Genomic DNA, 25,657 nt, shown 5'->3' with positions numbered 1-25,657 from the left:
GTGATCGAACCGAGAGAGTTCAGGCACCGGATTCAGCGTAGTTGGAAACCCGACGGGTGTAGAGGCCACACCCGTCATATTCAGGACTTGGCCGGCGGCTTACGCAGCAGACTGAAAGCCATTGCCGCCAGAAACAGCACGCTGAGCAGCAACACCGCCCACAGGCCGAACTTCTTCCAGTTGGTGTCCGCCGTGGCCGAGGTGGTGGCCGTCGAAGTCTGGGTCGCCAGCGCTTCGCCCTGCACCGTGGCCTTGCCCAGCGTGGCCAGTTTCTCCGGTTTGAAATCGGGGATCAGCGTGGTCAGCGGCAGGTTCGCCGTTTTCACGGTCGGATTGCCCAGCGCCAGGCTGTAAGGCCCGTCGCCGCGCGCGAGGAAGATCACCTGAGTGGCGCGCACCGCGTATTTCACACTCGGCGCCTGCTCGCCGAGACCGCCGCCACGTTCGTCGACCGTCAGTTTCAACTGCTGCACGGTCTGCCCGTAGAGCTGCAATTCGTTCTGCACCACGTCCTGGCCGTTCTGGGTCAGGCGATAGAGCAAGCCGCTGCTCAGCGGTTGCCACGGCAGACTGCTTTCGCGACGCCCCGAGAGGGTCACCGGCGCCAGGCTATTGGCCTGTTTCAGTTCGACCTGCACCCGCTCGATGTTCAGCCCCATCGGCAACTGCCAGGTGTATTCGCCGGACTTGCCGCTGCTGCCGGCCAGCGCCGGCGACCAGACCAATGGCAGCGGCAGGTTGCGCGGGTCGCTGCTTTTCAGTTGCGCCGACGTCAGGACCGGCGCCGAAGCCGGCGAATCCCACAGCAAACGCAGATACCGCGCCGATTGCCCCGGCAGCGCCACTTCATGTTGCTCGACCCGTTCGTCGGCAAACGTCAGGCGCGCGACCTGGCCCTCGCCCCAGGCCTGCCAGTGCTGCAAATCATCGCTGGCCTCGATGCTGAAACGCTGGAAGCCGTCGCGCTCGCTGGTCCAGTCGAGGATCAGTTGCTGCAGCGGCGCCTTGATTGCGCTGGCGTCGAGCAGCCAGCCGCGCAGCACTTCTTCACCGGCTTCAAGCTGACTGGACGGCTGCACTTCCACCAGCGTGCCGGTGGTGGTGGATTGCACGCGAACGCTCGGCGCGCGCTCGGTGGCATCCGCCGAGTTGTACAGCGGGAACCACTTCACCTCATGCAATTGGCCGACGTCGCGGGTCTGCGCTGATTCCCGGGCCAGCGCATAGGCCTGCGGTTCTCCGGCGGCGTTGAACACCCGCAGGTCGCTGAGATCAGTCTGGCGCGCCTGCAACTGCACGCTCAGCGGCAGTTCGAGGCGATACCACGGGCCGGAACCGCTGACCGACAACGGCACCTGCGCGGCGAAGTCCGCCGGTTTTTCCTGGGCGCCGGCCGCCATGGCCACGCCCAGCAACAGCCACCCGAGATTAAGCTTGCGACTCAAGACGACACTCCTTCGGTTTCCGGGGCCGGTTTGTCCGCCGCCGGTGCAGCGTCGACGCGTTTGGGCGGCAGCGGCGCAAAGTAGCCCACCACCAGCAGCAAGACGCCGACGCCGATGAACGAGACGATCCGGGCCAGTCCGCCACGGTTGCTCAATTCGACAAAAATCAGTTTGGCCACCACCAGCGCAATCAGCGCCGCGCCGATCAGCCAGACTTCGCGGCGATGGCGCAGGTGCCCGCCGATCATCAGTCCGAGCGCCATCAGCGTCCAGACGATGGACAGGCCGGCCTGCACCAGCATCGATTCGAGCAGCAGATCCAGCTCGAACGGAATGCCGGCCCAATGGTGAGCGGCGCGGGTGACCAGCGCAGTGCAGAACGCGAACAGCGAAACGCCGGCAATCAGTTGCGTCGCGTAAGCGGCGTAATCCTGGCGGATCGACAGCTCGGCAACGGCGCTGCGCGACCAGACGTAGACACCGAACAGCGCAAACAGCAGACCCAATTCCAGCGGGTTGAGCAGCGGTAAATAAGGCAGCGGTTCGGCATTGCCATCACTCACGCCATTGGCCAGCCAGAACCAGACCAGCATCAACACCGCCAGCGGCGCCGCCGCGTACAGGCGATATTCGCGAGGGAACGCCGCCACCGGCCACGGCCACTGACGCGGCGCAGCCATCAGCAACAAATACACGCTCGGCAGAATCGCCCAGCCCAGCCAGCGCCAGGCGTTGTATTGCTCGGACAACAGCAGCAGGCCGTAGCGCAACTCCAGCGCCAGCACGCCGATCAGCAGCCAGCAACCGAGCACATGCGCCGTGCTCAAGGCCCGCGCCGGCAACATCGGCGCCAGACGCCGCAGGCTGATGAAATGCACGACGAACACCGCCGCCCAGGCCAGCCAGCCGAAATCCGCCGCCGGGTGATAACGCGAGTGCCACGCGCCGAGCAACACCAGTCCGGCCGCCGGAATCAGCACGGTGCAGAGCAACCCGAGCGACGGCCATTTCAGGCGCAGTGCCAACAGCGTCCACAACGCGACACTCAGCGCGGCGACCAGCAGCAACAGCGGCCCCTGCAGATTCAGCGGCGCAAACCGCAGCACTTCGCTGACCCACGCCAGCGCCCACCAACCGGCGCCCCACACCAGCAACACTTCGGACAGTCGCTGCAGACTCAGCACGTCGAACGCCGAGGCGTGATTGCCCAGTTGCAGGCGCCACGCCCCGATCATCGCCGCCAGGCCCAGCACCAATGGCGTCCAGAATCCGCCATGGGCCAGCGGTCGCAGACCTTCGCTGGACAACGGCCCGAGCAGATCGGGGCCGGCCAGCAAAAACGCTGCGCCGCCGATCAGTTGCAACAGCAGACCGAAAACAAAACTCACGCGCTGCTTGAGGTACAGACTGAGCCAGATGATCAGCAAGCCACTGGCCGCCCACACCGCGCTCGCGGTTTGCCAGGGCAGCACGAACAACACCGCCAGATTGATCAACACCAGACCTGCCAGCAGCACCACCGACAAACCGCGCAGCAAACGAACATCGCTGCGCACCATCTCGTCGCGCGCCGCCAGCAACATGCCGGCGATCAGCGCCAGACCGATCAGCGATGCGCTGAGCAAACCGCTCCACCCGGCGCTGAACACGGCCGCCGAATCCTCGCCCGCCCCTTGCAGGCGCAACAGGAACAACGCTCCGCCGAGCAGTTGCACGGCAAACGCGGTGAACAGGAAGGTGCGCGATTGCAGGCGCAAGCCAACGAACAAAGTCACCAGCCCGGCCAGCGCCCAACTGATCGCCGTGCCCTGAGTGAAGAAGAACAGCGGCGCCAGCAGATACAGGAAGGTCAGCCCCAAGCACGCCAGCACCGACAAGCCCTGACGTTCCCACGGTGAAGTTTGCTCCGGCGACGCCTTGCGCAATTGATAGAAGCTGAACAGCAACGCCGCGCCGAGCATCAATGCCCCCAATGGCGCACCGTATAGCAGACTGCTTTCGCCAACGCGCAACTGACTGAGAAACGCCAGCGCCGAGCCCAGTTGCAGCAGCAACGCGAAGGCCCGGGCCAACGGCCGTTGCTGACGCAAGCCGAGCCAGAAAATCCCCGCGCCCTCTACCGCCCAGGCGGCGGAGGTCCAGCGCGCATCCAGCCCCAATGGAATCGCCAGGCTGGCGAAAATTACCCCGAGCGCCAGGCAAGTCTCGCCCAGCAACAATGCGCGTCCGCCCATCAGCACTTTGGCGAGGGCCATGTAGATCATGCCCAGCGCCAGTGCGCTGAACGCCGCTGCAAATTCCAGATGCTGCACCAGCGCGAATTGCAGGCCGAAACCCACCAGTGGCGGACCGAACAGCATCGTGCCGTCGACGTAGTCGCCCTTGCGCGCCGACCAGTGCAGCAGCGCCTCACGATCACCGTCTGCCGGGGCGTCCGGCATGTCCAGCAACTTGCGTCGGGCGAACAGCAGGCCGATGGCCAGGTACATCAGGAAGAACAGAATCAGGAACGGCTCGGTGCTCCACAGCAACTCCGGCGTGTACGAGCGCAGGCCCCAGGCGAAACCGATGCCGAAGGTGCCCACGAAGCCGATCAGGTTGAGCAGGCGCCAGGCCTTGAACCAGGCGATGGCCAGGATGCCGGCGTTGAGCAGCGCGAAATAACTGAACAGCGCGACATGGTTGCCGGCGCCGGTCGACGTCAGAATCGGCGCGGCGAAACCGCCCAGCGCGGCGACGCAGGCCAGGGCCAGGGAGTCCTGGGTGATGGCCAGAATGGCCGAGAACACCGTCACTGCCACCAGCAATCCCAGCGCAGCAGACGGATCGAGCAGCGGGTGCAGACGCATCGCCGCAAACACCGTCAGGTACAACACCGCAATCCCGGTGCCTTGCAGCATCAAGGCGTAGCTGTTGTTGCGATGGCGCAACCACCAGCCCAGCGCCAGCAATCCCAGCGCTGCCGCCGCAACCCCGGCGTAACGCAATTCGATCGGCACCACCATGCCTTCGGTGGCGTAGCGCAGCAGGAAAGCCAGACCGAAGAACAACAGCACCACACCGACCCGCAGCACGGTATTGCCACCGAACAGCCAGTTGCGCGCAGCGCTGATGCCGCGTTCGATAAGGTTCGGGCCACGAGGTTCGGCGGGTTGTCGGGGTTCAGGTTCAGGCGTAACGGCGTCCAGACGCCAGACATCGACCGGCAGCGGCTGACCGGGTTCGCTGGCGGCGACGGCGACAGGTTCGAGTTCGGGTGGCAGTTCCCAGACCAGCTCGGGTTCTGCGGCAGCGGGTTGTTCAAATACCGTGACGGGTTCAACGATCGTTTCGCTGGCCGGCGCGACACTCGGCGGCGCTGGCGAATGCGCCGGAGCGCCCTCCAGCAGAAACAGACGCTGTTCGACGCCCTGCAATGCGATCTTCGCGTGATCCAACTGACGCTGTTGCTCGGCGGCTTGTGAACCCAGCCGCGCGATACGCATCGCCTGCCCGATGGCGAGCCCCAGCAACGCGCCCAACAGCGCATCGCTGAACGACTCGTCGAGCAGCCAGCCGAGCAGCAGCCCGATCAACATGAACATCCATTGCATGGTCGATATCCCTGAGCAGCCCCGTGGCGGGGCGGAACCAACGCTCAGTATATCGGCCCGGCCCAACAATCGTGGGGCCGGGCGCACATTTGTCGCTAAAAGTTACTCCAGTGCCTTCCAGATATCCGTGGCGTACTCGCGGATCGTCCGGTCGGAGGAGAACCAGCCCATGCGCGAGGTGTTCAGTACCGCCGAGCGCCACCAGTTGTTGGCGTCGTGCCAATGCGCATCGACACGCATCTGCGCATCCCAATAGGAGTCGAAATCGGCGCAGACGAAGAACCGGTCGTAATCCACCAGCGAATCGATCAGCCCGGTGTAGCGCGACGTGTCATCCGGCGAGAACACCCCGCTGCGGATCGCCTGCAACACATCGTTCAAACGGTGGGACGCAGCGATGTCCGGCAAGGCGCTGAACTCGTGATTCTGCTTGCGCGCCTCGACCTGCTGGGCGCTGAGACCGAAGATGAACATGTGCTCGGCGCCGATGTTTTCGCACATCTCGACGTTTGCGCCATCGAGGGTGCCGATGGTCAGCGCGCCGTTCAGGCCGAACTTCATGTTGCTGGTGCCCGAGGCCTCGAAACCGGCGGTGGAGATCTGCTCCGACAAGTCCGCCGCCGGAATGATGCTTTCCGCCAGACTGACGTTGTAGTTGGGCAGGAACACCACTTTCAGCAGGCCGCGTACGGTCGGGTCGTTGTTCACCACCCGGGCGATGTCGTTGGTCAGTTTGATGATCAGCTTGGCCTGGTGATAACTGGCCGCCGCTTTGCCGGCGAAGATTTTCACCCGCGGCACCCAGTCGATTTCCGGCTCGGCACGGATCGCCTGATACAGCGCGACCGTATGCATCAGGTTGAGCAACTGACGTTTGTATTCGTGAATCCGTTTGACCTGCACGTCGAACATCGCCGCCGGATTGACCGCGATCCCCAGCCGTTCATGGATCAGGTAAGCGAGGGCCTTTTTGCTGTGCAGCCGCTGCTCGGCGAAGGCTTTGCGGAAGGCTGGTTTTTCGGCGAACGGCTCAAGATCGAGCAGACGCTGTTCGGGGTTATCCAGAACATCCGCGCCGAGGGAATCGACCAGCATCGACGTCAGTTCCGGGTTGGCCTGGTACAGCCAGCGGCGGAAGGTGATGCCGTTGGTCTTGTTGTTGATCCGCTCCGGATACAGCTTGTGCAGTTCGGCGAACACGGTTTTGCGCATCAGCTGCGTGTGCAGCCCGGACACGCCGTTGACGCTGTGGGAACCAAGGAACGCGAGGTTGCCCATGCGAACCCGGCGGCCGTTGTCTTCCTCGATCAGCGACACCGCGCGCAGCACGTCGAAATCGTGAATGCCCTTGGCCCGCAGCGAATCGATGTGCTGGGCGTTGATCAGGTAAATGATCTGCATGTGCCGCGGCAGCATGCGTTCCATCAGCCCCACCGGCCAGGTTTCCAGCGCTTCGGGCAGCAGCGTGTGGTTGGTGTACGACAGCGTATCGACGGTGACTTGCCACGCCGCGTCCCAGGCCACGTCGTAGACATCGACCAGTTGGCGCATCAGTTCGGCAACAGCGATCGAGGGGTGCGTGTCGTTGAGCTGGATCGCCGCGTGATCGCCGAGGGTCAGCACCGAGGTGTGCATGTTGCGATGACGGCGCAGCAAATCCTGAAGCGAGGCGGCGACGAAGAAGTATTCCTGACGCAGGCGCAGTTCCTGCCCGGCTTCGGTGCTGTCCGCCGGGTAGAGCACGCGGGAGATACTTTCGGCCCGGGCCACTTCGGCGACGGCGCCCAGGTGGTCACCGGCGTTGAAGCGCTCCAGGTGCAGATCCTCCATGGCTCGCGCCCGCCACAAGCGCAGGGTGTTGACGCTCGCGCCGCGCCAGCCGACCACCGGAGTGTCGTAAGCAATCGCCCGGACGGTTTCCGCCGGGTGCCAGACTTGCCGGGACTTGCCGCTGGCGTCGGTGACGGTCTCGACGCTGCCGCCAAAGCCGATCGGATAGACCACCTCTGGCCGCTCGAACTCCCAGGGGTTGCCGAAATCCAGCCAGTGCTCGGTCTGCTCCTGTTGCCAGCCATCGACGATGGCCTGGCGAAACAACCCGTGCTCATAACGAATGCCGTAGCCGTGGCCGGCGATGCCGAGGGTCGACATGCTTTCCATGAAGCACGCCGCCAGCCGTCCGAGACCACCGTTGCCCAGCGCCGCATCCGGCTCGAGGATGCGGATGCGCTCCAGATCGACGCCCAGTTCGGTCAGCGCTTCACGGGCAACGTCCAGCAGACCGAGGTTGCTCAGGCTGTCGTACAGCAAACGGCCGATGAGAAATTCCAGCGAGAGGTAATACACCCGCTTCTGGCCTTTGCGGTAGATCTGCCGGGTGTGGTCCATCCAGTGCTCGACCATGTGATCGCGCGCCGCCAGGGCAATGGCTTCGAACCAGTCATGGTCGAAGGCGTGATCCGGGTCTTTGCCCACCGCGTAGGTGAGTTTGGTCAGGACGGCGTCGCGGAATGCGGCCACCTCTGCTTCGCGAACTAGTGGTTCTTGAGTCATCGATAGGACCTCGAGCGAGCGGGGAGTTGTCAGAGCCTAGACGGTCTGACCGACGGTAAGGGCTCTGGTTCGGCAGTTTTTACCGAGAGTGTGAGATCGACCGGCAATACTCTGGCGAATGCCTCAATGAATGCAGGGGCCGTGCCGAATTGTCGGACGATGCGGGTGCATGAAGAAAAAATCTGGCGAAAGGTTGTTCAAAAATCCACCAGTCCCGGTATGATCGCGCGCCCTGATGCACACGCCTGGTAAACACCGATGATGAAGCCCAACCTGATCGCCGCAGCCGAGATCGACCGTCTCGATACCTGGGCCAAATATTCGGCCCCGATGTGCGGCTCGTGCGTTTCCAGCTGCTGCACGCTGCCGGTCGAGGTCAAGATCAAGGATCTGGTGCGCATCGGTGTGGTCGACGAGTTCGAACTGGGTGACCCGCCGAAGAACATCGCCAAGCGTCTGCAAAAGGAAGGTCTGGTCGAGCGCTTCAACCAGAAGTCGGGGATCTTCACCCTGCAGCGCATGAGCAACAACGATTGCTACTACCTGGATCGTAAGAGCCGCCTGTGCACCATTTATGACAAGCGCCCGGACACCTGCCGCAACCACCCGAAGATCGGCCCGCGCCCGGGCTATTGCGCGTACAAGCCGAAGGAAGTGGAGCGGGTGCAGAATTCGCGGTCGATCGAGCGGTTCTGATCCCGCTTGATCGTTCCCACGCTCTGCGTGGGAACGCAGCCCGGGACGCTCCGCGTCCCAGACGCCGAACGCGATATTCAAATCCCGGACAAACAAAAACGCCCCCGGCCTCTCGACCGGGGGCGTTTTTTTCAGCCTTGGCTAAATCTTATGCCTTGGCTTTCTTGGCAGCGCGGGTACGCTCGCTTTCGTCCAGGATCTTCTTGCGAAGACGGATGGACTTAGGAGTAACTTCGCACAGCTCGTCTTCCTGGATGTATTCCAGAGCCTGTTCCAGTGTGAAGCGAACAGGTGGGACCAGAGCGATGGTTTCGTCTTTACCCGAAGCACGCATGTTGTCGAGCTTCTTGCCTTTGGTCGGGTTCACACCCAGGTCGTTGTCGCGGGAGTTCTGACCAACGATTTGACCGTTGTAGATCTCCTGGCCGTGTTCCACGAACAGCTTGCCACGAGCCTGCAGGGTTTCCAGGGAGTAGGTCAGTGCCTTGCCGGTTTCAACCGAAACCAGAACGCCGTTCTGACGGCCGGACATGTGGCCCGACTTCACTGGAGCGTAACGGTCGAAGATCGAGGTCAGGATGCCAGCACCGTTGGTCAGGGTCAGGAACTGGTTACGGAAACCGATCAGACCGCGAGCAGGGATGTTGTATTCCAGACGAACACGGCCTTTGCCATCCGGCACCATGTTGCTCAGGTCGCCTTTACGCAGACCCATTTCTTCCATGACCTTGCCCTGGGATTCTTCAGGGATGTCGATGGTTACGTTTTCGAACGGTTCCTGCTTCACGCCGTCAACTTCACGGATGATCACTTCAGGACGGCCCAGGGCCAGCTCGAAGCCTTCGCGACGCATGGTTTCGATCAGTACCGAGAGGTGCAGCTCACCACGGCCGGATACCTTGAACTTGTCAGCCGAGTCGCCTTCTTCAACGCGCAGTGCAACGTTGTACAGCAGCTCTTTGTCCAGACGATCCTTGATGTTACGGGAGGTCACGAACTTGCCTTCTTTACCGCAGAATGGCGAGTCATTTACCTGGAAGGTCATGGAAACGGTTGGCTCGTCAACGGTCAGAGGCTTCATCGCCTCGACATTGTTGATGTCGCACAGGGTGTCGGAGATGAACAGCTCGTCGAAACCGCTGATGCAGACGATGTCGCCAGCTGCAGCTTCTTCAACGTCAACGCGGTGCAGACCGTGGTGACCCATCAGCTTCAGGATACGACCGTTGCGGCGCTTGCCGTCGGCGCTGATAGCGACAACCGGGGTGTTCGGCTTGACGCGACCACGAGCGATACGGCCAACACCGATAACACCCAGGAAGCTGTTGTAGTCCAGAGCGGAGATCTGCATCTGGAACGGACCGTCACGGTCAACAGCCGGAGGCGGAACGTGGTCGACTACCGCCTGGTACAGCGCGGTCATGTCTTCGCCCATGGCGGTGTGGTCCAGACCGGCGATGCCGTTCAGGGCCGAAGCGTAAACAACCTGGAAGTCCAGTTGTTCTTCGGTAGCGCCCAGGTTGTCGAACAGATCGAAGATCTGGTCCAGAACCCAGTCAGGACGCGCGCCCGGACGGTCAACCTTGTTGATGACCACGATTGGACGCAGGCCGGCTTCGAAAGCCTTCTTGGTCACGAAACGGGTTTGCGGCATAGGGCCGTCTTGGGCATCGACCAGCAGCAGCACGGAGTCAACCATGGACATTACGCGCTCAACTTCGCCGCCGAAGTCGGCGTGGCCCGGGGTGTCCACGATGTTGATGTGGTAGCCGTTCCAGTTGATGGCGGTGTTTTTCGCCAGAATGGTAATGCCGCGCTCTTTTTCCTGGTCGTTGGAGTCCATCACGCGCTCGTCGTTGAGCTCGTTGCGCTCCAGAGTGCCGGATTGACGCAGGAGTTTGTCTACCAGGGTGGTCTTACCATGGTCAACGTGGGCAATGATGGCGATGTTGCGTAGATTTTCGATCACTTGTGTATCTCGATCAGAGGATTCGGTTTGCTGACAAGTCTTGGCAGCGATTGACAGTAGTGTCCGGCATGGCCGTTACAGCTTGACGGCGGTGTCGGGGGGCCGGTGACGCAGGCCACAGGCAAACAGCCCCGGGCACTTAGCTCGGTCGATAAACGCGCACATTGGCATGCCCCTCACTGAGCAAATGGTGGGCATGCAGGCGACTCATCACGCCTTTGTCGCAATACAGCAGGTACTGGCGAGTAGGGTCCAGTTCCTTGAAACGAGCGTTCACTGCGTAGAACGGCATCGTCTGTACCTCTATGCCGGCGAGCTCCAGCGGGTCATCCTCGGCGGCATCCGGGTGGCGGATGTCGATGACGATCTGACCGGCCAGCGCTTCGCTGACTTCTTCGATCTGCAAATCCTGGCCCAATTCGTCGATCACCCGATCGATCGGCACCAGTCTGGCGTTTGCGAGCGCACGCTCGAGCACCGCCATGTCGAATTCCTGCTCTTCGTGCTCGACCCGGCCACGCTTGGCGGCGGTCTTCGGGTTGACCGAGATGACGCCGCAGTATTCCGGCATGTGCCGGGCGAAATCACCGGTACCGATCTGGTCGGCCGTGTCGATGATGTCCTGCTTGTGGGCGACGATCAGCGGTCGCAGCACCAGCTTGTCGGTGACGCAATCGATGACTGACAGGTTCGGCAACGTCTGGCTCGACACCTGGGAAATCGCTTCGCCGGTGACCAGCGCATCGATGTGCAGGCGTTCGGCAATGCTCGACGCTGCGCGCAACATCATACGCTTCAATACGACGCCCATATGACTGTCGTCGACCTTGCCGAGAATTTCGCCCAAGACTTCTTCGAACGGAACACTGACAAATAGCACGCGTTGCGAGCTGCCGTACTTCTTCCAGATGAAATGCGCGACTTCCATTACGCCCAATTCGTGGGCACGACCGCCCAGATTGAAGAAGCAGAAGTGCGTCATCAGGCCGCGACGAAGGATCTGGTACGCGGCAACCGTCGAGTCAAAACCGCCGGACATCAATACCAGCGTCTGCTCCAGCGCACCGAGCGGGTAGCCGCCGATGCCATTGTGCTGGCTGTGGATCACGAACAACCGTTTGTCGCGAACTTCGATGCGGACTTCGATTTCCGGCTGTTTCAGGTCGATTCCGGCGGCACCGCACTCACGGCGCAGCTTGCTGCCGACGTATTTTTCGACGTCCATCGAGCTGAACGCATGCTTGCCCGCACGCTTGCAGCGCACCGAAAAGATCTTCCCGGTCAGCGCATCGCCGTAGTGCTGCTTGCACTTCTCGGTGATGTCGTCGAAGTCACCCAGCGGGTACTCGTCGATCTGCAGAAAGTGCGCGATGCCCGGCATGCAGGTCAGGCGTTCGCCCATCTCTTTCAGGGCCTTGGGGTCGGTGACGCGGGTTTCCAGCTCGAGATTGTCCCACACACCGTTCACCACCACGGCCGGGTCCAGGTCGCGGAGCACGGTGCGGATGTTCTTGGCCAACTGGCGGATGAATTTCGTCCGGACAGGTCGGCTTTTGATGGTGATCTCGGGGAAGACTTTTACGATTAGTTTCATGAAAACAGCGCGCGCAGGGCCAGCCGAAAAAGGGGGGCGCGGATTATAGCGGAAATTGCTCAAGGTTTAACCAGTTAATGTGCAGAAGGTTTTGCACGCACCAAAACGGGTCATTTTTCGATTTGAGCGCTACATTAAAGGGCGAGATTTTCGCCTTTAAGGCGCTTTCGACCTTTAGAAGCGTGAATTTGGGGCAAAAAACCCATGCTGGGGCACTGGCATGCAATTTGCTCCCTTGTGAGGCAGGTTGCCTTGGCAGAGTATTCGCGCCGGCATCACCACTATTAAGGGCATCCACTACCCGCCCTAATTCACCCGGAGGACACTATGTCGAAGTCGGTTCAACTCATCAAAGATCATGACGTCAAGTGGATTGATCTGCGCTTCACGGACACCAAAGGCACTCAGCACCACGTGACCATGCCGGCTCGCGATGCGCTGGAAGACGACTTCTTCGAAGTTGGCAAGATGTTCGACGGTTCCTCCATCGCTGGCTGGAAAGGCATCGAAGCCTCCGACATGATCCTGCTGCCGGACGACGAAACCGCCGTTCTGGACCCGTTCACCGAAGAGCCGACCCTGATCCTGGTCTGCGACATCATCGAACCTTCGACCATGCAAGGTTACGATCGCGACCCGCGCGCCATCGCCCGCCGCGCCGAGGAATACCTGAAGACCACCGGTATCGGTGACACCGTATTCGCCGGTCCAGAGCCTGAGTTCTTCATCTTCGACGAAGTGAAGTTCAAGTCCGACATCTCCGGCTCCATGTTCAAGATCTACTCCGAGCAAGGCTCGTGGATGTCCGACCAGGACGTGGAAGGCGGCAACAAAGGCCACCGTCCAGGCGTGAAAGGTGGCTACTTCCCGGTCCCGCCGTTCGACCACGACCACGAAATCCGTACCTCCATGTGCAACGCACTGGAAGAAATGGGCCTGACCGTTGAAGTTCACCACCACGAAGTGGCAACTGCCGGCCAGAACGAAATCGGCGTCAAGTTCAACACCCTGGTGAAGAAAGCCGACGAAACCCAGACCCTGAAATACGTTGTGCACAACGTTGCCGACGCTTACGGCCGCACCGCGACCTTCATGCCGAAGCCGCTGTACGGCGATAACGGTTCGGGCATGCACGTTCACATGTCCATCTCCAAAGATGGCAAGAACACCTTCGCAGGTGAGGGTTATGCCGGCCTGTCCGACACCGCCCTGTACTTCATCGGCGGCATCATCAAGCACGGTAAGGCCCTGAACGGCTTCACCAACCCGGCCACCAACTCCTACAAGCGTCTGGTGCCAGGCTTCGAAGCGCCGGTAATGCTGGCCTACTCGGCTCGCAACCGTTCCGCCTCGATTCGTATTCCTTACGTCAACAGCCCTAAAGGCCGTCGTATCGAAGCCCGCTTCCCGGATCCGGCTGCCAACCCGTACCTGGCTTTCGCAGCACTGCTGATGGCCGGTCTGGACGGTATCCAGAACAAGATCCACCCAGGCGACGCAGCTGACAAAAACCTGTACGACCTGCCGCCTGAAGAGGCGAAAGAGATCCCGCAAGTTTGCGGCAGCCTGAAAGAAGCCCTGGAAGAGCTGGACAAGGGCCGTGCGTTCCTGACCAAGGGCGGCGTGTTCTCCGACGACTTCATCGACGCTTACATCGCGCTGAAATCCGAAGAAGAAATCAAGGTCCGCACCTTCGTACACCCACTGGAATATGAGCTGTACTACAGCTGCTGATCCGGTAGCGCCGCGCTACGCGGCGTGACAGAAAGAGGCCTCCTTCGGGAGGCCTTTTTTATTGGCCGGAATTCGTTGGCGATGCACCACACAGTGGGAGCGGGCTTGCTCGCGAAGGCGTCGTATCAGTCAGCATCACCTCCAATGATCCGCCGCTTTCGCGAGCAAGCCCGCTCCCACAGGGACTTGTGGTGCTTGAATACATTTCTGGATGTGCAGCGAGTTGGGCCAACCGCCGCGACTGGCCTATGCTGCAACCCATCGTTTTCGTTTCCGGTCGATTTCATGGGTCGCACCCTTCTCTATATTCTGCTGCTGATCGCCCTGCCCTCTGCCGCGCAGATCTACAAGTACACCGACGCCAGCGGCAACACGGTGTACAGCGATCATGCGCCGGACGGCGTGCAGGCGCAGCCGGTGGAGTTGCCGCCGCTCAACAGCGTCCAGCCTCAGGCACCGAGCGCGCCCTCTTCAGACACCACCAGCCGCGAGCCTGCGCGAAATGCCTATGAAGTGCTGGAGCTGACCGGCGTGCCCACCGAAGAGGCCCTGCGCGCCAACAACGGCACGTTCACGGTCAGCGTGTTGATCAAGCCGCGCCTGCAACCGCCGCATCAATTGCGTCTGCTGCTGGACGACGCGCCTTATGGCCAGCCGAGCAATGTGCCGATCCTGCAACTGGTGAACGTCGACCGGGGCGAGCATAGGCTGGCGGTGCAGGTGATCAATGGCGAGGCGATCATTCAGCAGAGTCCGGCGGTGGTGTTCACCGTGCAGCGGGTACACAAGCCATGATGCGGGGATTGATTGCCCTGTGCCTGTTGCTGATCGCGTTTGGCGCATCGGCCGAGGTGTTCACTTACATCGACGCACAGGGCAATCGCGTCTACACCGATCAACCGCATGGCAACGCCAAGCGTGTGCCGCTGGCCACAAGCAACCGCATGGCCTCGAATCCGACCGCCGCTACACCGGTCACGCCTTCGAAAAAATCAGCAGAGTCGCCGCTGTTCCACTACGACATGCTGCGCGTGCTGATCCCCGAGCCGGACGCGACCATTCGCAGCAGCGCCGGCGAGCTGATCGTCAGCGTCACCAGCGAGCCGGGCCTGCAACGAGGTCATCTGTATCGGCTGCTGCTGGATGGCCAGGCCGTCGGCGAACCCGGCCTGAGCCCGGTATTCCCGCTGAGCAACATCGATCGCGGCAGCCACAACCTGTCGGTGGAGATCCTCGATGCTCAGGGCCGAACCGTGGAGAAAACCGCCAGCCAGCCGTTCCACATGCAGCGCATTTCCCTGGCGCAGAAACGTCAGGTCAAACCGTGCGTCAGCGCCGACTATGGCGTGCGCCCGGAATGCCCATTGAAAGACAAACCCGCAGAACCGAAAAATCCTTTCCTGCGTTTCTTCTGACGCCGTTCAGCTTTGCGCACTATATTGGTGCAATACGCTGCACCGTACTCACATTCCAACCCATTTTGGTTCGAAAGTACCCGCCAGAGCGGTTTGACTGCCACGCAAACGAGCGTCAAACGCCCGTTTCAGGGGTTGAACGCTTCTTTTCGGAGCCTTGGTTTGGTTTTTGCATTTTCCTCGCATCAGCGCTGTATCCCTGCGCGCGCCATGCTCCAAAAGAGGTCCTCATGACCATCAGTGACGCACTGCATCGCTTGCTACTCGACAACCTGACCACCGCCACCATCCTGCTCGACAGCGAATTGCGCCTCGAGTACATGAACCCGGCGGCGGAGATGCTGCTGGCCATCAGCGGGCAGCGCAGCCATGGGCAGTTCATCAGCGAGCTGTTCACCGAGTCCACCGAGGCGCTCAACTCGTTGCGCCAGGCGGTGGAGCAGGCGCACCCGTTCACCAAGCGCGAAGCGATGCTCACCGCTCTCACCGGCCAGACCCTGACCGTGGATTACGCGGTGACGCCGATCCTCAGCAACGGCGCGACTCTGCTGCTGCTGGAAGTCCATCCCCGTGACCGCCTGTTGCGCATCACCAAGGAAGAGGCCCAGTTGTCGAAGCAGGAAACCAGCAAGATGCTGGTGCGCGGCCTGGCCCACGAGATCAAGAATCCGCTGGGCGGCATTCGTGGCGCCGCGCAACTGCTGGCCCGGGAACTGCCGGAAGACAGCCTGCGCGACTACACCAACGTGATCATCGAAGAGGCCGACCGCCTGCGCAATCTGGTCGACCGCATGCTCGGTTCGAACAAACTGCCGTCGCTGGCCCTGTGCAATGTCCACGAAGTGCTGGAGCGTGTCTGCCACCTGGTCGAGGCCGAAAGCCAGGGCTGCATCACGCTGGTGCGCGATTACGACCCGAGCATTCCCGACGTTCTGATCGACCGCGAACAAATGATTCAGGCGGTGTTGAACATCGTGCGCAACGCGATGCAGGCCATCAGCAGCCAGAACGAGCTGCGCCTGGGCCGCATCAGCCTGCGCACCCGCGCTATGCGCCAGTTCACCATCGGCCACGTCCGCCATCGTCTGGTGACCAAGATCGAGATCATCGACAACGGCCCGGGCATCCCGGCGGAACTCCAGGAAACCATCTTCTTTCCCATGGTCAGCGGCCGTCCGGACGGTACCGGGCTGGGCCTGGCCATCACCCAGAACATCATCAGCCAGCACCAGGGCCTGATCGAGTGTGACAGCCACCCCGGCCACACCACGTTTTCGATCTTTCTGCCACTGGAACAAGGAGCCACATCGACATGAGCCGTAGTGAAACCGTGTGGATCGTCGATGACGACCGTTCTATCCGTTGGGTTCTCGAAAAAGCCCTGCAACAGGAAGGCATGACCACCCAGAGCTTCGACAGTGCCGATGGCGTGATGAGCCGCCTCGCGCGCCAGCAGCCGGACGTGATCATCTCCGATATCCGCATGCCCGGTGCCAGCGGCTTGGACCTGTTGGCGCGGATCCGCGAGCAGCACCCGCGGCTGCCCGTGATCATCATGACCGCTCACTCCGATCTGGACAGCGCTGTCGCCTCCTATCAGGGCGGCGCGTTCGAATACCTGCCCAAGCCGTTCGATGTCGACGAAGCGGTGTCGCTGGTCAAGCGCGCCAATCAGCACGCCCAGGAACAACAGGGCCTGGAAGTCGCACCGACCCTGACCCGCACCCCGGAAATCATCGGCGAAGCGCCGGCGATGCAGGAAGTGTTTCGTGCCATCGGGCGCTTGAGCCACTCCAACATCACCGTGCTGATCAACGGCGAATCCGGCACCGGCAAAGAACTGGTGGCCCACGCCCTGCACCGCCACAGCCCAAGAGCGGCTTCGCCGTTCATCGCGCTGAACATGGCGGCGATCCCAAAAGACCTGATGGAATCCGAGCTGTTCGGCCACGAGAAAGGCGCGTTCACCGGCGCGGCCAACCTGCGTCGCGGCCGTTTCGAACAGGCCGATGGCGGCACGCTTTTCCTCGATGAAATCGGCGACATGCCGGCGGACACCCAGACCCGACTGCTGCGGGTGCTGGCCGATGGCGAGTTTTATCGCGTCGGCGGGCATGTGCCGGTCAAGGTCGATGTGCGGATCATCGCCGCGACGCACCAGAATCTGGAAACCCTGGTTCACGCCGGGAAATTCCGTGAGGACTTGTTCCACCGCCTCAACGTGATCCGCATCCACATCCCGCGTCTGTCGGACCGTCGCGAAGACATCCCGACCCTGGCCAAGCACTTCCTCAGCCGCGCCGCGCAAGAACTGGCGGTGGAGCCGAAGCTGCTGAAAAGCGAGACCGAGGAATACCTGAAGAACCTGCCGTGGCCGGGCAACGTGCGCCAACTGGAAAACACCTGCCGCTGGATCACCGTGATGGCGTCCGGGCGCGAGGTGCACATCAGCGACCTGCCGCCGGAACTGCTGAGCCTGCCGCAGGACTCGGCGCCAGTGACTAACTGGGAACAGGCACTGCGCCAGTGGGCCGATCAAGCCTTGGCGCGCGGTCAGTCGAGCCTGCTCGACAGCGCGGTGCCGGCGTTCGAGCGGATCATGATCGAGACCGCGTTGAAGCACACCGCCGGACGTCGTCGTGACGCTGCGGTCCTGCTGGGCTGGGGCCGCAACACCTTGACCCGCAAGATCAAGGAACTCGGCATGAAGGTCGATGGCGGGGATGACGATGAGGGCGATGAAGGCTGAGATTCAGCGCCAACCTGCACCGCCGCAAGGCACCGTGACCCTTAATCGGGCACGGTCATTGGCCCAGGCTTGCACTGTAAACCGCTGAAAATCCCAACCTGTAAAAAGACGAAGGCCCCGTATTACGGGGCCTTCGTCGTTGTGTCGGGCTTTTTGTTTCAAAACGAGAAAAACTGGCACGCCCCCTGCAATAACTCCATCAGGTGATTCGATTCACCCACCCTTTCGGGGGCCTTGGTACAGGCAGGCCGGGGATTCCCCTCTTTACACCGGACTCATCGAGTCCACCCTTTTGGGGCCCTTGATACAGGCAGGTCAGGGGTTCCTTCTTTACACCGGCTCAGAACGCGATGCGATGAGCCCGCCCGTTTCGGGAACCTTGGTACAGGCAGGCCGGGGATTCCCTCTTTTATTGCTCCCGGAGATGGATCTCCAGCCGCCAGCGGTCATCGACCGCCTGGCCAACCCAGTCGCCTTGCAGCGGCCGCGCCGCCACCAGCGTCAGTAACAATCCCCCGTCACTCAGCCGCGTCCGCCAGTTCACGTCCTTGCCGTTGAACTTGAGCTGACCTTTCTGCGCCTTGCCTTCAGCCTCGAACAGCAACGCGAGGCTGCCATCGACGATCTCGCCGTGCAGCTTCGGCTCGTTGTTGAACCAGACCGCCAGACCGCCATCGATCACCTCGACCTGCTGCAAGACGGTTGGGTCAGGCGTGGTCAAACGGCCGATCATCATCCCGACCATCACACCGACGATCGCCAGCGATGCCATCACCCGCGGGAATAGTTTCGAACGCGGATCCGCTTGCGGCGTAGAATGCGCGTCATCTTTACCTTCGGAGCCGTGCATGTTTCACGTCATCCTTTTTCAACCGGAAATTCCGCCGAACACCGGCAACGTTATCAGGCTGTGCGCCAACAGCGGCTGCCACCTGCATTTGATCGAACCGCTGGGTTTCGAGATGGACGACAAACGCCTGCGCCGCGCCGGTCTCGACTACCACGAGTATGCCACTTTGCAGCGCCATGCCGACCTCGCCAGCTGCCTGGAAAGCCTCGGTCATCCACGGCTGTTCGCCTTCACCACCAAGGGTTCGCGGCCGTTTCACGATGCCGCGTTCGTCCCGGGGGATGCGTTCATCTTCGGCCCGGAAAGCCGTGGCCTGCCGCCGGAAGTGCTCGACGCCCTGCCCGGCGAACAGCGCCTGCGCCTGCCGATGCGCGAAGGCTGCCGCAGCCTGAACTTGTCCAATACTGTGGCAGTCGCCGTGTACGAAGCGTGGCGGCAGAACGACTTCAAGTAATGCCACTCGATCGCCCAAGAAAAAAGCGCCTGTAACGGCGCTTTTTTCTTGGGCGATCGACCGCTTACTGAACGGTCGGGGTCTCGCCGGACTCCTGCATGCGCTGCAGCTCTTGCGCGTACAGGGCGTCGAAGTTCACCGGGGCCAGCATCAGGGCCGGGAACGAACCGCGGGTCACCAGGCTGTCCAGGGTTTCGCGAGCGTACGGGAACAGGATGTTCGGACAGAACGCACCCAGGGTGTGGCTCATCGAAGCCGCGTCCAGGTTCTTTATCAGGAAGATGCCGGCCTGTTGCACTTCAGCGATGAAGGCCACTTCTTCACCGTTTTTCACGGTCACGGACAGGGTCAGCACGACTTCGTAGAAATCACCTTCCAGGGCTTTCTGGCGGGTGTTCAGATCCAGAGCGACCGCCGGATCCCACTGCTGGCGGAAGATCGCCGGGCTTTTCGGGGCTTCGAAGGACAGGTCGCGTACGTAGATGCGCTGCAAGGAGAATTGCGGTGCGGTTTCTTCTTCGCTGGCTGCAGTGTTCTGTTGGTCAGTCATCTCAGATCCTTTCTGATCTTGGGTCTTTTAGGGTTCTTGGTTTGCAGGTGCAGCAGTTCAGGCCTTGAGCAGCGCGTCGAGCTTGCCGGCGCGCTCCAGGGCAAACAAATCATCACATCCGCCGACGTGGGTGTCGCCGATCCAGATCTGCGGCACGGACGTGCGTCCGGCCTTCTGGGCCATGGCGGCGCGCACCTGCGGCTTGCCATCGACCTTGATCTCTTCGAAGGCCACGCCTTTGTTCGCGAGCAGGTACTTGGCGCGCGAGCAGTAAGGGCAGTAATCGCTGGAGTAGACGATGACATCGCTCATGTCACTTCACCAACGGCAGGTTGTCGCCTTTCCAGCTGGAAATCCCGCCGGACAGCTTGGCGGCAGTGAAGCCGGCTTTCATCAGCTCGCGGGCGTGGGTGCCGGCGGTCTGGCCCAGGGCGTCGACCAGAATGATGGTCTTGGCCTTGTGTTTTTCCAGCTCGCCGATACGGGCGGCCAGTTTGTCCTGGGGAATGTTCACCGCGCCAACGATGTGACCGGCGGCGTAGTCCTTGCTCGGACGGATATCCACCACCACGCCGGCTTCCTTGTTGACCAGTGCGGTCAGCTCGCCCGTGCTCAGGCTTTTACCGCCGCCCTGCACCGTATGCGCCAGCAGCAAAGCCAGCAGTACGACGAAGATACCGACAAGAATGTAGTGGTTAGTGGCAAATTCAATCAGGTGAGCAACCATCGAAGGAGGTTCCAGGGCGTTAAAATGTCGGCCAGTATACACAGCCACTATGGTCGGCCAAACCCCGTCCGGCGGTGACGCCGCCGGAACTTCGCTTTAAACTCCAACTCCCTTTTCCATCGCCCTCTTCTTATTAGCCACGAGTGGATTCCATGACTACCACGCCTAAACCTTTGGTCCTGATGATTCTCGACGGCTTCGGTCACAGCGACAGCCCCGAATCCAACGCCGTCTATGCGGCCAAAAAGCCTGTGCTGGATCGCCTGTGGGCCACCGTGCCGAACGGCTTGATCTCGGGCAGCGGCATGGACGTCGGCCTGCCGGACGGCCAGATGGGCAACTCCGAAGTCGGCCACATGAACCTCGGCGCCGGGCGCGTGGTGTATCAGGACTTCACGCGCGTGACCAAAGCGATCCGCGACGGCGAGTTCTTCGAGAACCCGACCATCTGCGACGCCGTGGACAAGGCCGTGGCCGCCGGCAAGGCCGTGCATTTCATGGGCCTGCTGTCGGATGGCGGCGTGCACAGCCACCAGGATCACCTGATCGCCATGGCCGAACTGGCCTTCAAGCGCGGCGCCGAAAAGATCTACTTGCACGCCTTCCTCGACGGCCGTGACACCCCGCCGAAAAGCGCCGCCTCGTCGATCGAACTGCTCGACGCGACCTTCCAGGCGCTCGGCAAGGGCCGCATCGCCAGCCTGATCGGCCGCTACTTCGCCATGGATCGTGACAACCGTTGGGACCGAGTGTCCCAGGCCTACAACCTGATCGTTGATGGCAACGGCGAATTCAACGCCGCCACCGCCCAGGAAGGTCTGGAGGCCGCTTACGCCCGTGGCGAGAGCGACGAATTCGTCAAAGCCACCAGCATCGGTGAGCCGGTGAAAGTCGAAGATGGCGACGCCGTGGTGTTCATGAACTTCCGCGCCGACCGTGCCCGCGAGCTGAGCCGCGTGTTTGTCGAAGACGGCTTCAAGGAATTCGAGCGCGCACGCCAGCCAAAAGTGCAGTACGTGGGCCTGACCCAATACGCCGCCAGCATCCCGGCCCCCGCCGCCTTCGCGCCGGGCAGCCTGGAAAACGTGCTCGGCGACTATTTGGCGAAAAACGGCAAGACCCAGCTGCGCATCGCCGAAACCGAGAAATACGCCCACGTGACCTTCTTCTTCTCCGGCGGTCGTGAAGAACCGTTCCCGGGCGAAGAGCGCATCCTGATCCCGTCGCCGAAAGTCGCCACCTATGACTTGCAGCCGGAAATGAGTGCGCCGGAAGTCACCGACCGCATCGTCGAAGCCATCGAGAACCAGCGCTACGACGTGATCGTGGTCAACTACGCCAACGGCGACATGGTCGGCCATAGCGGCGTGTTCGAAGCCGCGGTGAAAGCCGTGGAATGCCTGGACACCTGCGTGGGTCGTATCGTCGAGGCCCTGGAAAAAGTCGGCGGCGAAGCGTTGATCACCGCCGACCACGGCAACGTCGAGCAGATGGCCGACGAATCCACCGGGCAAGCGCACACCGCGCATACCACCGAGCCGGTGCCGTTCATTTATGTCGGCAAGCGCGACCTGAAAGTCCGCGAAGGCGGCGTACTGGCGGACGTGGCGCCGACCATGCTGAAACTGCTGGGTCTGGAAAAACCGGCGGAAATGACTGGCACTTCGATTCTGGTCTGATATCAAAAACGCCCTGTAATCAGCCTGAAACGGCTTTTTATGACGAACGCCTCAAAGCAGTTGGCTTTGAGGCGTTTTTTTTTGCCGCGTCGGGCGGGCATACTAGGCCGTCCCTTACCCTGGTGCCGCCCGCCTCTATGCTTCGCGTCCTGATCGCCCTCGCTCTGACATGCCTGCTCCAACCGGCCTTCGCGGATGAGCGCGCGCAAACCCAACAGCAACTGGACGCCACGCGCCAGGACATTGCCGAGCTGAAAAAACTGCTGGGCAAGCTCCAGGAAGAAAAATCCGGCGTGCAAAAGGAGCTCAAGGGCACCGAAACCGAGATGGGCAAGCTCGAGAAACAGGTCGAAGCCCTGCAGAAAGAGCTGAAGAAGAGCGAATCCGAGCTGCAGCGGCTCGATGCGGAGAAAAAAAAACTCCAGAGCGCGCGCACTGAACAGCAGCGACTGATCGCCATCCAGGCCCGCGCCGCCTACCAGAACGGTCGCCAGGAATACCTCAAGCTGCTGCTCAACCAGCAGAATCCCGAGAAATTCGCCCGCACCCTCACCTATTACGACTACCTGAGCCAGGCTCGCCTGGAGCAGTTGAAAAGCTTCAACGAAACCCTGCGTCAACTGGCCAATGTCGAGAAGGACATCGGCTTGCAGCAGGCGCAATTGCTGGTGCAGCAAAGCGATCTCGAAACTCAGCGTGAAGCGCTCGACAAGGTCCGCAAGGAACGCCAGCAGGCCCTTGCCAAACTCAATGACGACGTGAAAGCCCGGGACCAGAAACTGGCCGCCCGCGAGCAGGATCAGGCAGACCTGTCTAAAGTCCTTAAAACCATTGAAGAAACCCTGGCCCGCCAGGCTCGTGAGGCAGAAGAAGCGCGACAGAAAGCGCTCATCGCCCAGCAGGAAGCCGAAAAAAAGCGCTTGCGTGAGGCCGAGGCGGAAAACACCGACGCCCCACGCAAACCGGTCAGATCGACTCCCGGCGCCCTGGTGTCCAGCGGCGGCGAGACCTTCGGTGGCCCTTTTGCTTCAAGTCGGGGAAAACTTCCATGGCCGGTTGATGGTCGACTGCTGGCACGCTTCGGTGAAACCCGTGGTGACGATGCCCGTACCAAGTGGGACGGCGTGATGATCAGCGCCTCCGCCGGCAGCCAGGTGCATGCCGTACACGGCGGGCGCGTGGTGTTTGCCGACTGGCTGCGTGGTGCCGGGCTGCTGGTGATCCTCGATCACGGCAACGGTTTTCTGAGTCTTTACGGTCACAACCAGACGCTACTGAAGTCGGCAGGTGACGTGGTAAAAGCCGGTGAGTCCATCTCCACTGTGGGTAACAGTGGTGGCCAGGACACACCAGCGCTGTATTTCGCAATTCGTCAGCAGGGTCACCCGAGTGATCCGGCGCAATGGTGCCGCGCGCAAGGATAGGCGTGAGTTACCGATATTAGGAGTTCGTTCGACATGCTGCATTTGTCCCGTCTTACCTCGCTGGCCCTGACGATCGCCCTGGTGATCGGCGCGCCTCTGGCGTTTGCCGCTCAACCGGCCCCGGCTGTCGCTCCGGCAGGTACTGCCGCCACCAGCAAGGCACCGTTGCCGCTGGAAGAGCTGCGCACCTTTGCCGAGGTCATGGACCGGATCAAGGCGGCCTATGTCGAGCCGGTGGACGACAAGACCCTGCTGGAAAACGCGATCAAGGGCATGCTCAGCAACCTCGATCCACACTCCGCCTACCTCGGCCCTGAAGACTTCACCGAGTTGCAGGAAAGCACCAGCGGTGAATTCGGCGGCCTGGGCATCGAAGTCGGCGCCGAAGACGGCTTCATCAAGGTCGTGTCGCCGATCGACGATACGCCAGCATCGAAGGCCGGCATCCAGGCCGGCGACTTCATCGTCAAGATCAACGGCGCGCCGACCCGTGGCCAGACCATGACCGAAGCCGTGGACAAGATGCGCGGCAAGATCGGCCAGAAGATCACCCTGACCCTGGTGCGTGACGGTGGTACGCCGTTCGACGTAACCCTCGCTCGCGCCGTGATTCAGGTGAAGAGCGTCAAGGCGCAACTGCTGGAATCGGGTTATGGCCTGATCCGCATCACCCAGTTCCAGGTCAAGACCGGCGAAGAGGTCTCCAAGGCCCTGGCCAAGCTGCGCAAGGACAACGGCAAGAAGCTCAACGGCATCATCCTCGACCTGCGCAACAACCCGGGCGGCGTATTGCAGGCGGCGGTGGAAGTGGTCGACCACTTCATCACCAAAGGCTTGATCGTCTACACCAAGGGCCGGATCGCCAATTCCGAACTGCGCTTCTCCGCCACCGGCAAGGACGAGAGCGAAGCGGTGCCAATGGTTGTGCTGATCAACGGTGGCAGTGCCTCGGCCTCGGAAATCGTCGCCGGCGCCTTGCAGGACCAGAAACGCGCCGTGGTCATGGGCACCACCAGTTTCGGCAAGGGCTCGGTGCAGACCGTGCTGCCGCTGAACAACGACCGCGCACTGAAGATCACCACCGCTTTGTACTTCACGCCGAACGGCCGCTCGATCCAGGCCCAGGGCATCGTTCCGGACATCGAAGTACGCCGTGCCAAGATCACCAACGAGGCGGACAACGACTACTTCAAGGAAGCCGATCTGCAAGGCCACCTGGGCAACGGCAACGGCGGCGCGGACAAACCGACCGGTTCCGGCGGCAAGGCCAAGGCGATGCCGCAGGATGACGATTACCAGCTGGCCCAGGCCCTGAGCCTGCTCAAAGGCCTGAGCATCACGTCCGGCCGCTGAGGATGTCTTTGCGTTTCGTCTTTGTCCTGCTGTGCTGTCTGGCGGGTGCTGCTCACGCGGAACCAGCCAGACCAACACCTCAAAAAGCCTACCTGACGCTGATCATCGACGACCTGGGGCAAAACCTGCCCCGGGATCGCCGCGTGCTGGCCCTCCCCGGGCCGGTGACCACAGCGATCATGCCCGACACCCCGCACGCCACCGAATTCGCCCGCGAAGCCCATCGCGCCGGCAAGGTCGTGATCCTGCACATGCCGATGGACCCGGCCACCGGCCCGTTCGCCTGGCATCCCGAACTGCCCATCGAAGAACTCGAAAAACGCCTGAACGCTGCGTTCAAAATGGTCCCCTACACCGCCGGCATCAACAACCACATGGGCAGTCGCATGACTGCACAACCAGTGGCGATGGCGTGGTTGATGGGCGAGTTGCAGCGCCGCCACAAGTTCTTCGTCGACAGCCGCACCAGCGCCCAGACCGTCGCTGCGCAACAGGCGCAGAAAATCGATCTGGCGAGCGTTTCGCGGGATGTGTTTCTCGATGACGAACGCACCGAAGCGGCGATCCTGACGCAGTTGCAGACGGCGATCAGCCTGGCGCACAAACAGGGTTCGGCCGTGATGATCGGCCATCCGTATCCACAGACTCTGGCTGTGCTGGAGCGTGAGTTGCCGAAGTTGAAGGCTCAGGGCATCGAGTGGATCGACATCAAGCAAATGATCAGCGTACGCAGTAATCGTGCGACAGCCGCTCATGGCAAAGACGGCGTTTACCGGTAACAAGTTGTCACCAAGCAATAAATAGATACCGCAGGACGCCACCTCCAGACCCGGATATTGAGACCCGTCGCGGCCACCGTGCCGTTTTCTCTA

At 61.6% G+C, this 25,657-nt stretch carries 20 protein-coding genes; 11 read left to right on the top strand and 9 right to left on the bottom strand.

Features of this window, described 5'->3' with window-relative positions; all coding sequences use genetic code 11:
- Positions 1-80: 80 nt before the first annotated feature.
- The 3 genes from LOY31_RS01800 to LOY31_RS01790 form a co-directional block, all read right to left on the bottom strand.
- Positions 81-1,445 (bottom strand): DUF3999 domain-containing protein, encoded by a 1,365-nt coding sequence (locus tag LOY31_RS01800; protein WP_221533633.1) that lies wholly within the window; start codon positions 1,443-1,445, stop codon positions 81-83.
- Positions 1,442-5,038 (bottom strand): DUF2339 domain-containing protein, encoded by a 3,597-nt coding sequence (locus LOY31_RS01795; RefSeq protein WP_258712754.1) that lies wholly within the window; start codon positions 5,036-5,038, stop codon positions 1,442-1,444. The genes LOY31_RS01800 and LOY31_RS01795 overlap by 4 nt, the downstream gene beginning before the upstream one ends.
- Positions 5,039-5,140: 102 nt before the next feature.
- On the bottom strand, positions 5,141-7,591 hold the full coding sequence (locus LOY31_RS01790) for a glycogen/starch/alpha-glucan phosphorylase (RefSeq protein ID WP_007952498.1): 2,451 nt from the start codon (positions 7,589-7,591) through the stop codon (positions 5,141-5,143).
- Positions 7,592-7,849: 258 nt separating this feature from the next.
- On the opposite strand from LOY31_RS01790, the gene LOY31_RS01785 reads away from it, so the two are divergent.
- Positions 7,850-8,287, top strand: coding sequence for a YkgJ family cysteine cluster protein (locus LOY31_RS01785; protein WP_007952500.1), 438 nt, complete (start codon positions 7,850-7,852; stop codon positions 8,285-8,287).
- Between the two features lie 148 nt (positions 8,288-8,435).
- Here LOY31_RS01785 and typA read toward each other — a convergent pair whose 3' ends face one another.
- Together typA and thiI are read right to left on the bottom strand one after the other, a co-directional pair.
- Positions 8,436-10,256, bottom strand: coding sequence for a translational GTPase TypA (gene typA / locus LOY31_RS01780; RefSeq protein ID WP_007952502.1), 1,821 nt, complete (start codon positions 10,254-10,256; stop codon positions 8,436-8,438).
- 139 nt (positions 10,257-10,395) lie between these two features.
- The gene (gene thiI, locus LOY31_RS01775) at positions 10,396-11,850 is read right to left on the bottom strand and encodes a tRNA uracil 4-sulfurtransferase ThiI (protein ID WP_258712753.1); all 1,455 of its coding nucleotides are present in this window, start codon (positions 11,848-11,850) and stop codon (positions 10,396-10,398) included.
- A 327-nt stretch (positions 11,851-12,177) separates the two neighbouring features.
- On the opposite strand from thiI, the gene glnA reads away from it, so the two are divergent.
- The 5 genes from glnA (at position 12,178) to ntrC (ending at position 17,748) form a co-directional block, all read left to right on the top strand.
- Complete coding sequence (glnA, locus tag LOY31_RS01770; protein WP_011332032.1) at positions 12,178-13,584, top strand: glutamate--ammonia ligase; 1,407 nt, start codon at positions 12,178-12,180, stop codon at positions 13,582-13,584.
- Positions 13,585-13,869: 285 nt separating this feature from the next.
- Complete coding sequence (locus tag LOY31_RS01765; protein ID WP_085608659.1) at positions 13,870-14,379, top strand: DUF4124 domain-containing protein; 510 nt, start codon at positions 13,870-13,872, stop codon at positions 14,377-14,379.
- Positions 14,376-14,999, top strand: coding sequence for a DUF4124 domain-containing protein (locus LOY31_RS01760; RefSeq protein ID WP_221533630.1), 624 nt, complete (start codon positions 14,376-14,378; stop codon positions 14,997-14,999). Before LOY31_RS01765 ends, LOY31_RS01760 begins: the two co-directional genes overlap by 4 nt.
- 230 nt (positions 15,000-15,229) lie before the next feature.
- Entirely contained in the window at positions 15,230-16,315 is a 1,086-nt protein-coding gene (glnL, locus tag LOY31_RS01755; RefSeq protein ID WP_085608657.1) for a nitrogen regulation protein NR(II), read from the top strand.
- The gene (gene ntrC / locus LOY31_RS01750) at positions 16,312-17,748 is read left to right on the top strand and encodes a nitrogen regulation protein NR(I) (RefSeq protein ID WP_007952518.1); all 1,437 of its coding nucleotides are present in this window, start codon (positions 16,312-16,314) and stop codon (positions 17,746-17,748) included. The genes glnL and ntrC overlap by 4 nt, the downstream gene beginning before the upstream one ends.
- 409 nt (positions 17,749-18,157) lie before the next feature.
- On the opposite strand, the gene LOY31_RS01745 is transcribed toward ntrC, so the two are convergent.
- Positions 18,158-18,598, bottom strand: coding sequence for a hypothetical protein (locus LOY31_RS01745; RefSeq protein WP_085608656.1), 441 nt, complete (start codon positions 18,596-18,598; stop codon positions 18,158-18,160).
- Between LOY31_RS01745 and LOY31_RS01740 the strand changes: the two genes are divergently transcribed.
- Positions 18,597-19,052 (top strand): tRNA (cytidine(34)-2'-O)-methyltransferase, encoded by a 456-nt coding sequence (locus LOY31_RS01740; protein ID WP_007952520.1) that lies wholly within the window; start codon positions 18,597-18,599, stop codon positions 19,050-19,052. The genes LOY31_RS01745 and LOY31_RS01740 overlap by 2 nt on opposite strands.
- A 64-nt stretch (positions 19,053-19,116) precedes the next feature.
- On the opposite strand, the gene secB is transcribed toward LOY31_RS01740, so the two are convergent.
- The 3 genes from secB to LOY31_RS01725 are packed head-to-tail and all read right to left on the bottom strand — an operon-like array spanning position 19,117 to position 20,329.
- On the bottom strand, positions 19,117-19,602 hold the full coding sequence (secB, locus tag LOY31_RS01735; protein WP_007909233.1) for a protein-export chaperone SecB: 486 nt from the start codon (positions 19,600-19,602) through the stop codon (positions 19,117-19,119).
- Between the two features lie 57 nt (positions 19,603-19,659).
- Positions 19,660-19,914 (bottom strand): glutaredoxin 3, encoded by a 255-nt coding sequence (grxC, locus tag LOY31_RS01730; protein WP_102687867.1) that lies wholly within the window; start codon positions 19,912-19,914, stop codon positions 19,660-19,662.
- Between the two features lies 1 nt (position 19,915).
- On the bottom strand, positions 19,916-20,329 hold the full coding sequence (locus tag LOY31_RS01725; RefSeq protein WP_007952524.1) for a rhodanese-like domain-containing protein: 414 nt from the start codon (positions 20,327-20,329) through the stop codon (positions 19,916-19,918).
- A 152-nt stretch (positions 20,330-20,481) separates the two neighbouring features.
- On the opposite strand from LOY31_RS01725, the gene gpmI reads away from it, so the two are divergent.
- From gpmI to LOY31_RS01705, 4 genes are all read left to right on the top strand, one after another.
- Entirely contained in the window at positions 20,482-22,008 is a 1,527-nt protein-coding gene (gpmI, locus tag LOY31_RS01720) for a 2,3-bisphosphoglycerate-independent phosphoglycerate mutase (RefSeq protein WP_221533629.1), read from the top strand.
- 137 nt (positions 22,009-22,145) lie between these two features.
- Positions 22,146-23,432 carry a murein hydrolase activator EnvC gene (locus LOY31_RS01715; protein WP_085608654.1) on the top strand — a complete coding sequence of 429 codons (1,287 nt, stop codon included), beginning with the start codon at positions 22,146-22,148 and terminating at the stop codon, positions 23,430-23,432.
- A gap of 33 nt (positions 23,433-23,465) precedes the next feature.
- On the top strand, positions 23,466-24,785 hold the full coding sequence (locus tag LOY31_RS01710; RefSeq protein WP_007952532.1) for a S41 family peptidase: 1,320 nt from the start codon (positions 23,466-23,468) through the stop codon (positions 24,783-24,785).
- Positions 24,786-24,787: 2 nt separating this feature from the next.
- Entirely contained in the window at positions 24,788-25,564 is a 777-nt protein-coding gene (locus tag LOY31_RS01705) for a divergent polysaccharide deacetylase family protein (RefSeq protein ID WP_045121689.1), read from the top strand.
- Positions 25,565-25,657 lie beyond the last annotated feature (93 nt).

Origin of the sequence: Pseudomonas sp. B21-021 (genome assembly GCF_024749205.1) — a bacterium.
GTDB classification, from domain to species: domain Bacteria; phylum Pseudomonadota; class Gammaproteobacteria; order Pseudomonadales; family Pseudomonadaceae; genus Aquipseudomonas; species Aquipseudomonas paraglycinae.
This window is presented reverse-complemented; position numbering and strand designations above follow the sequence as displayed.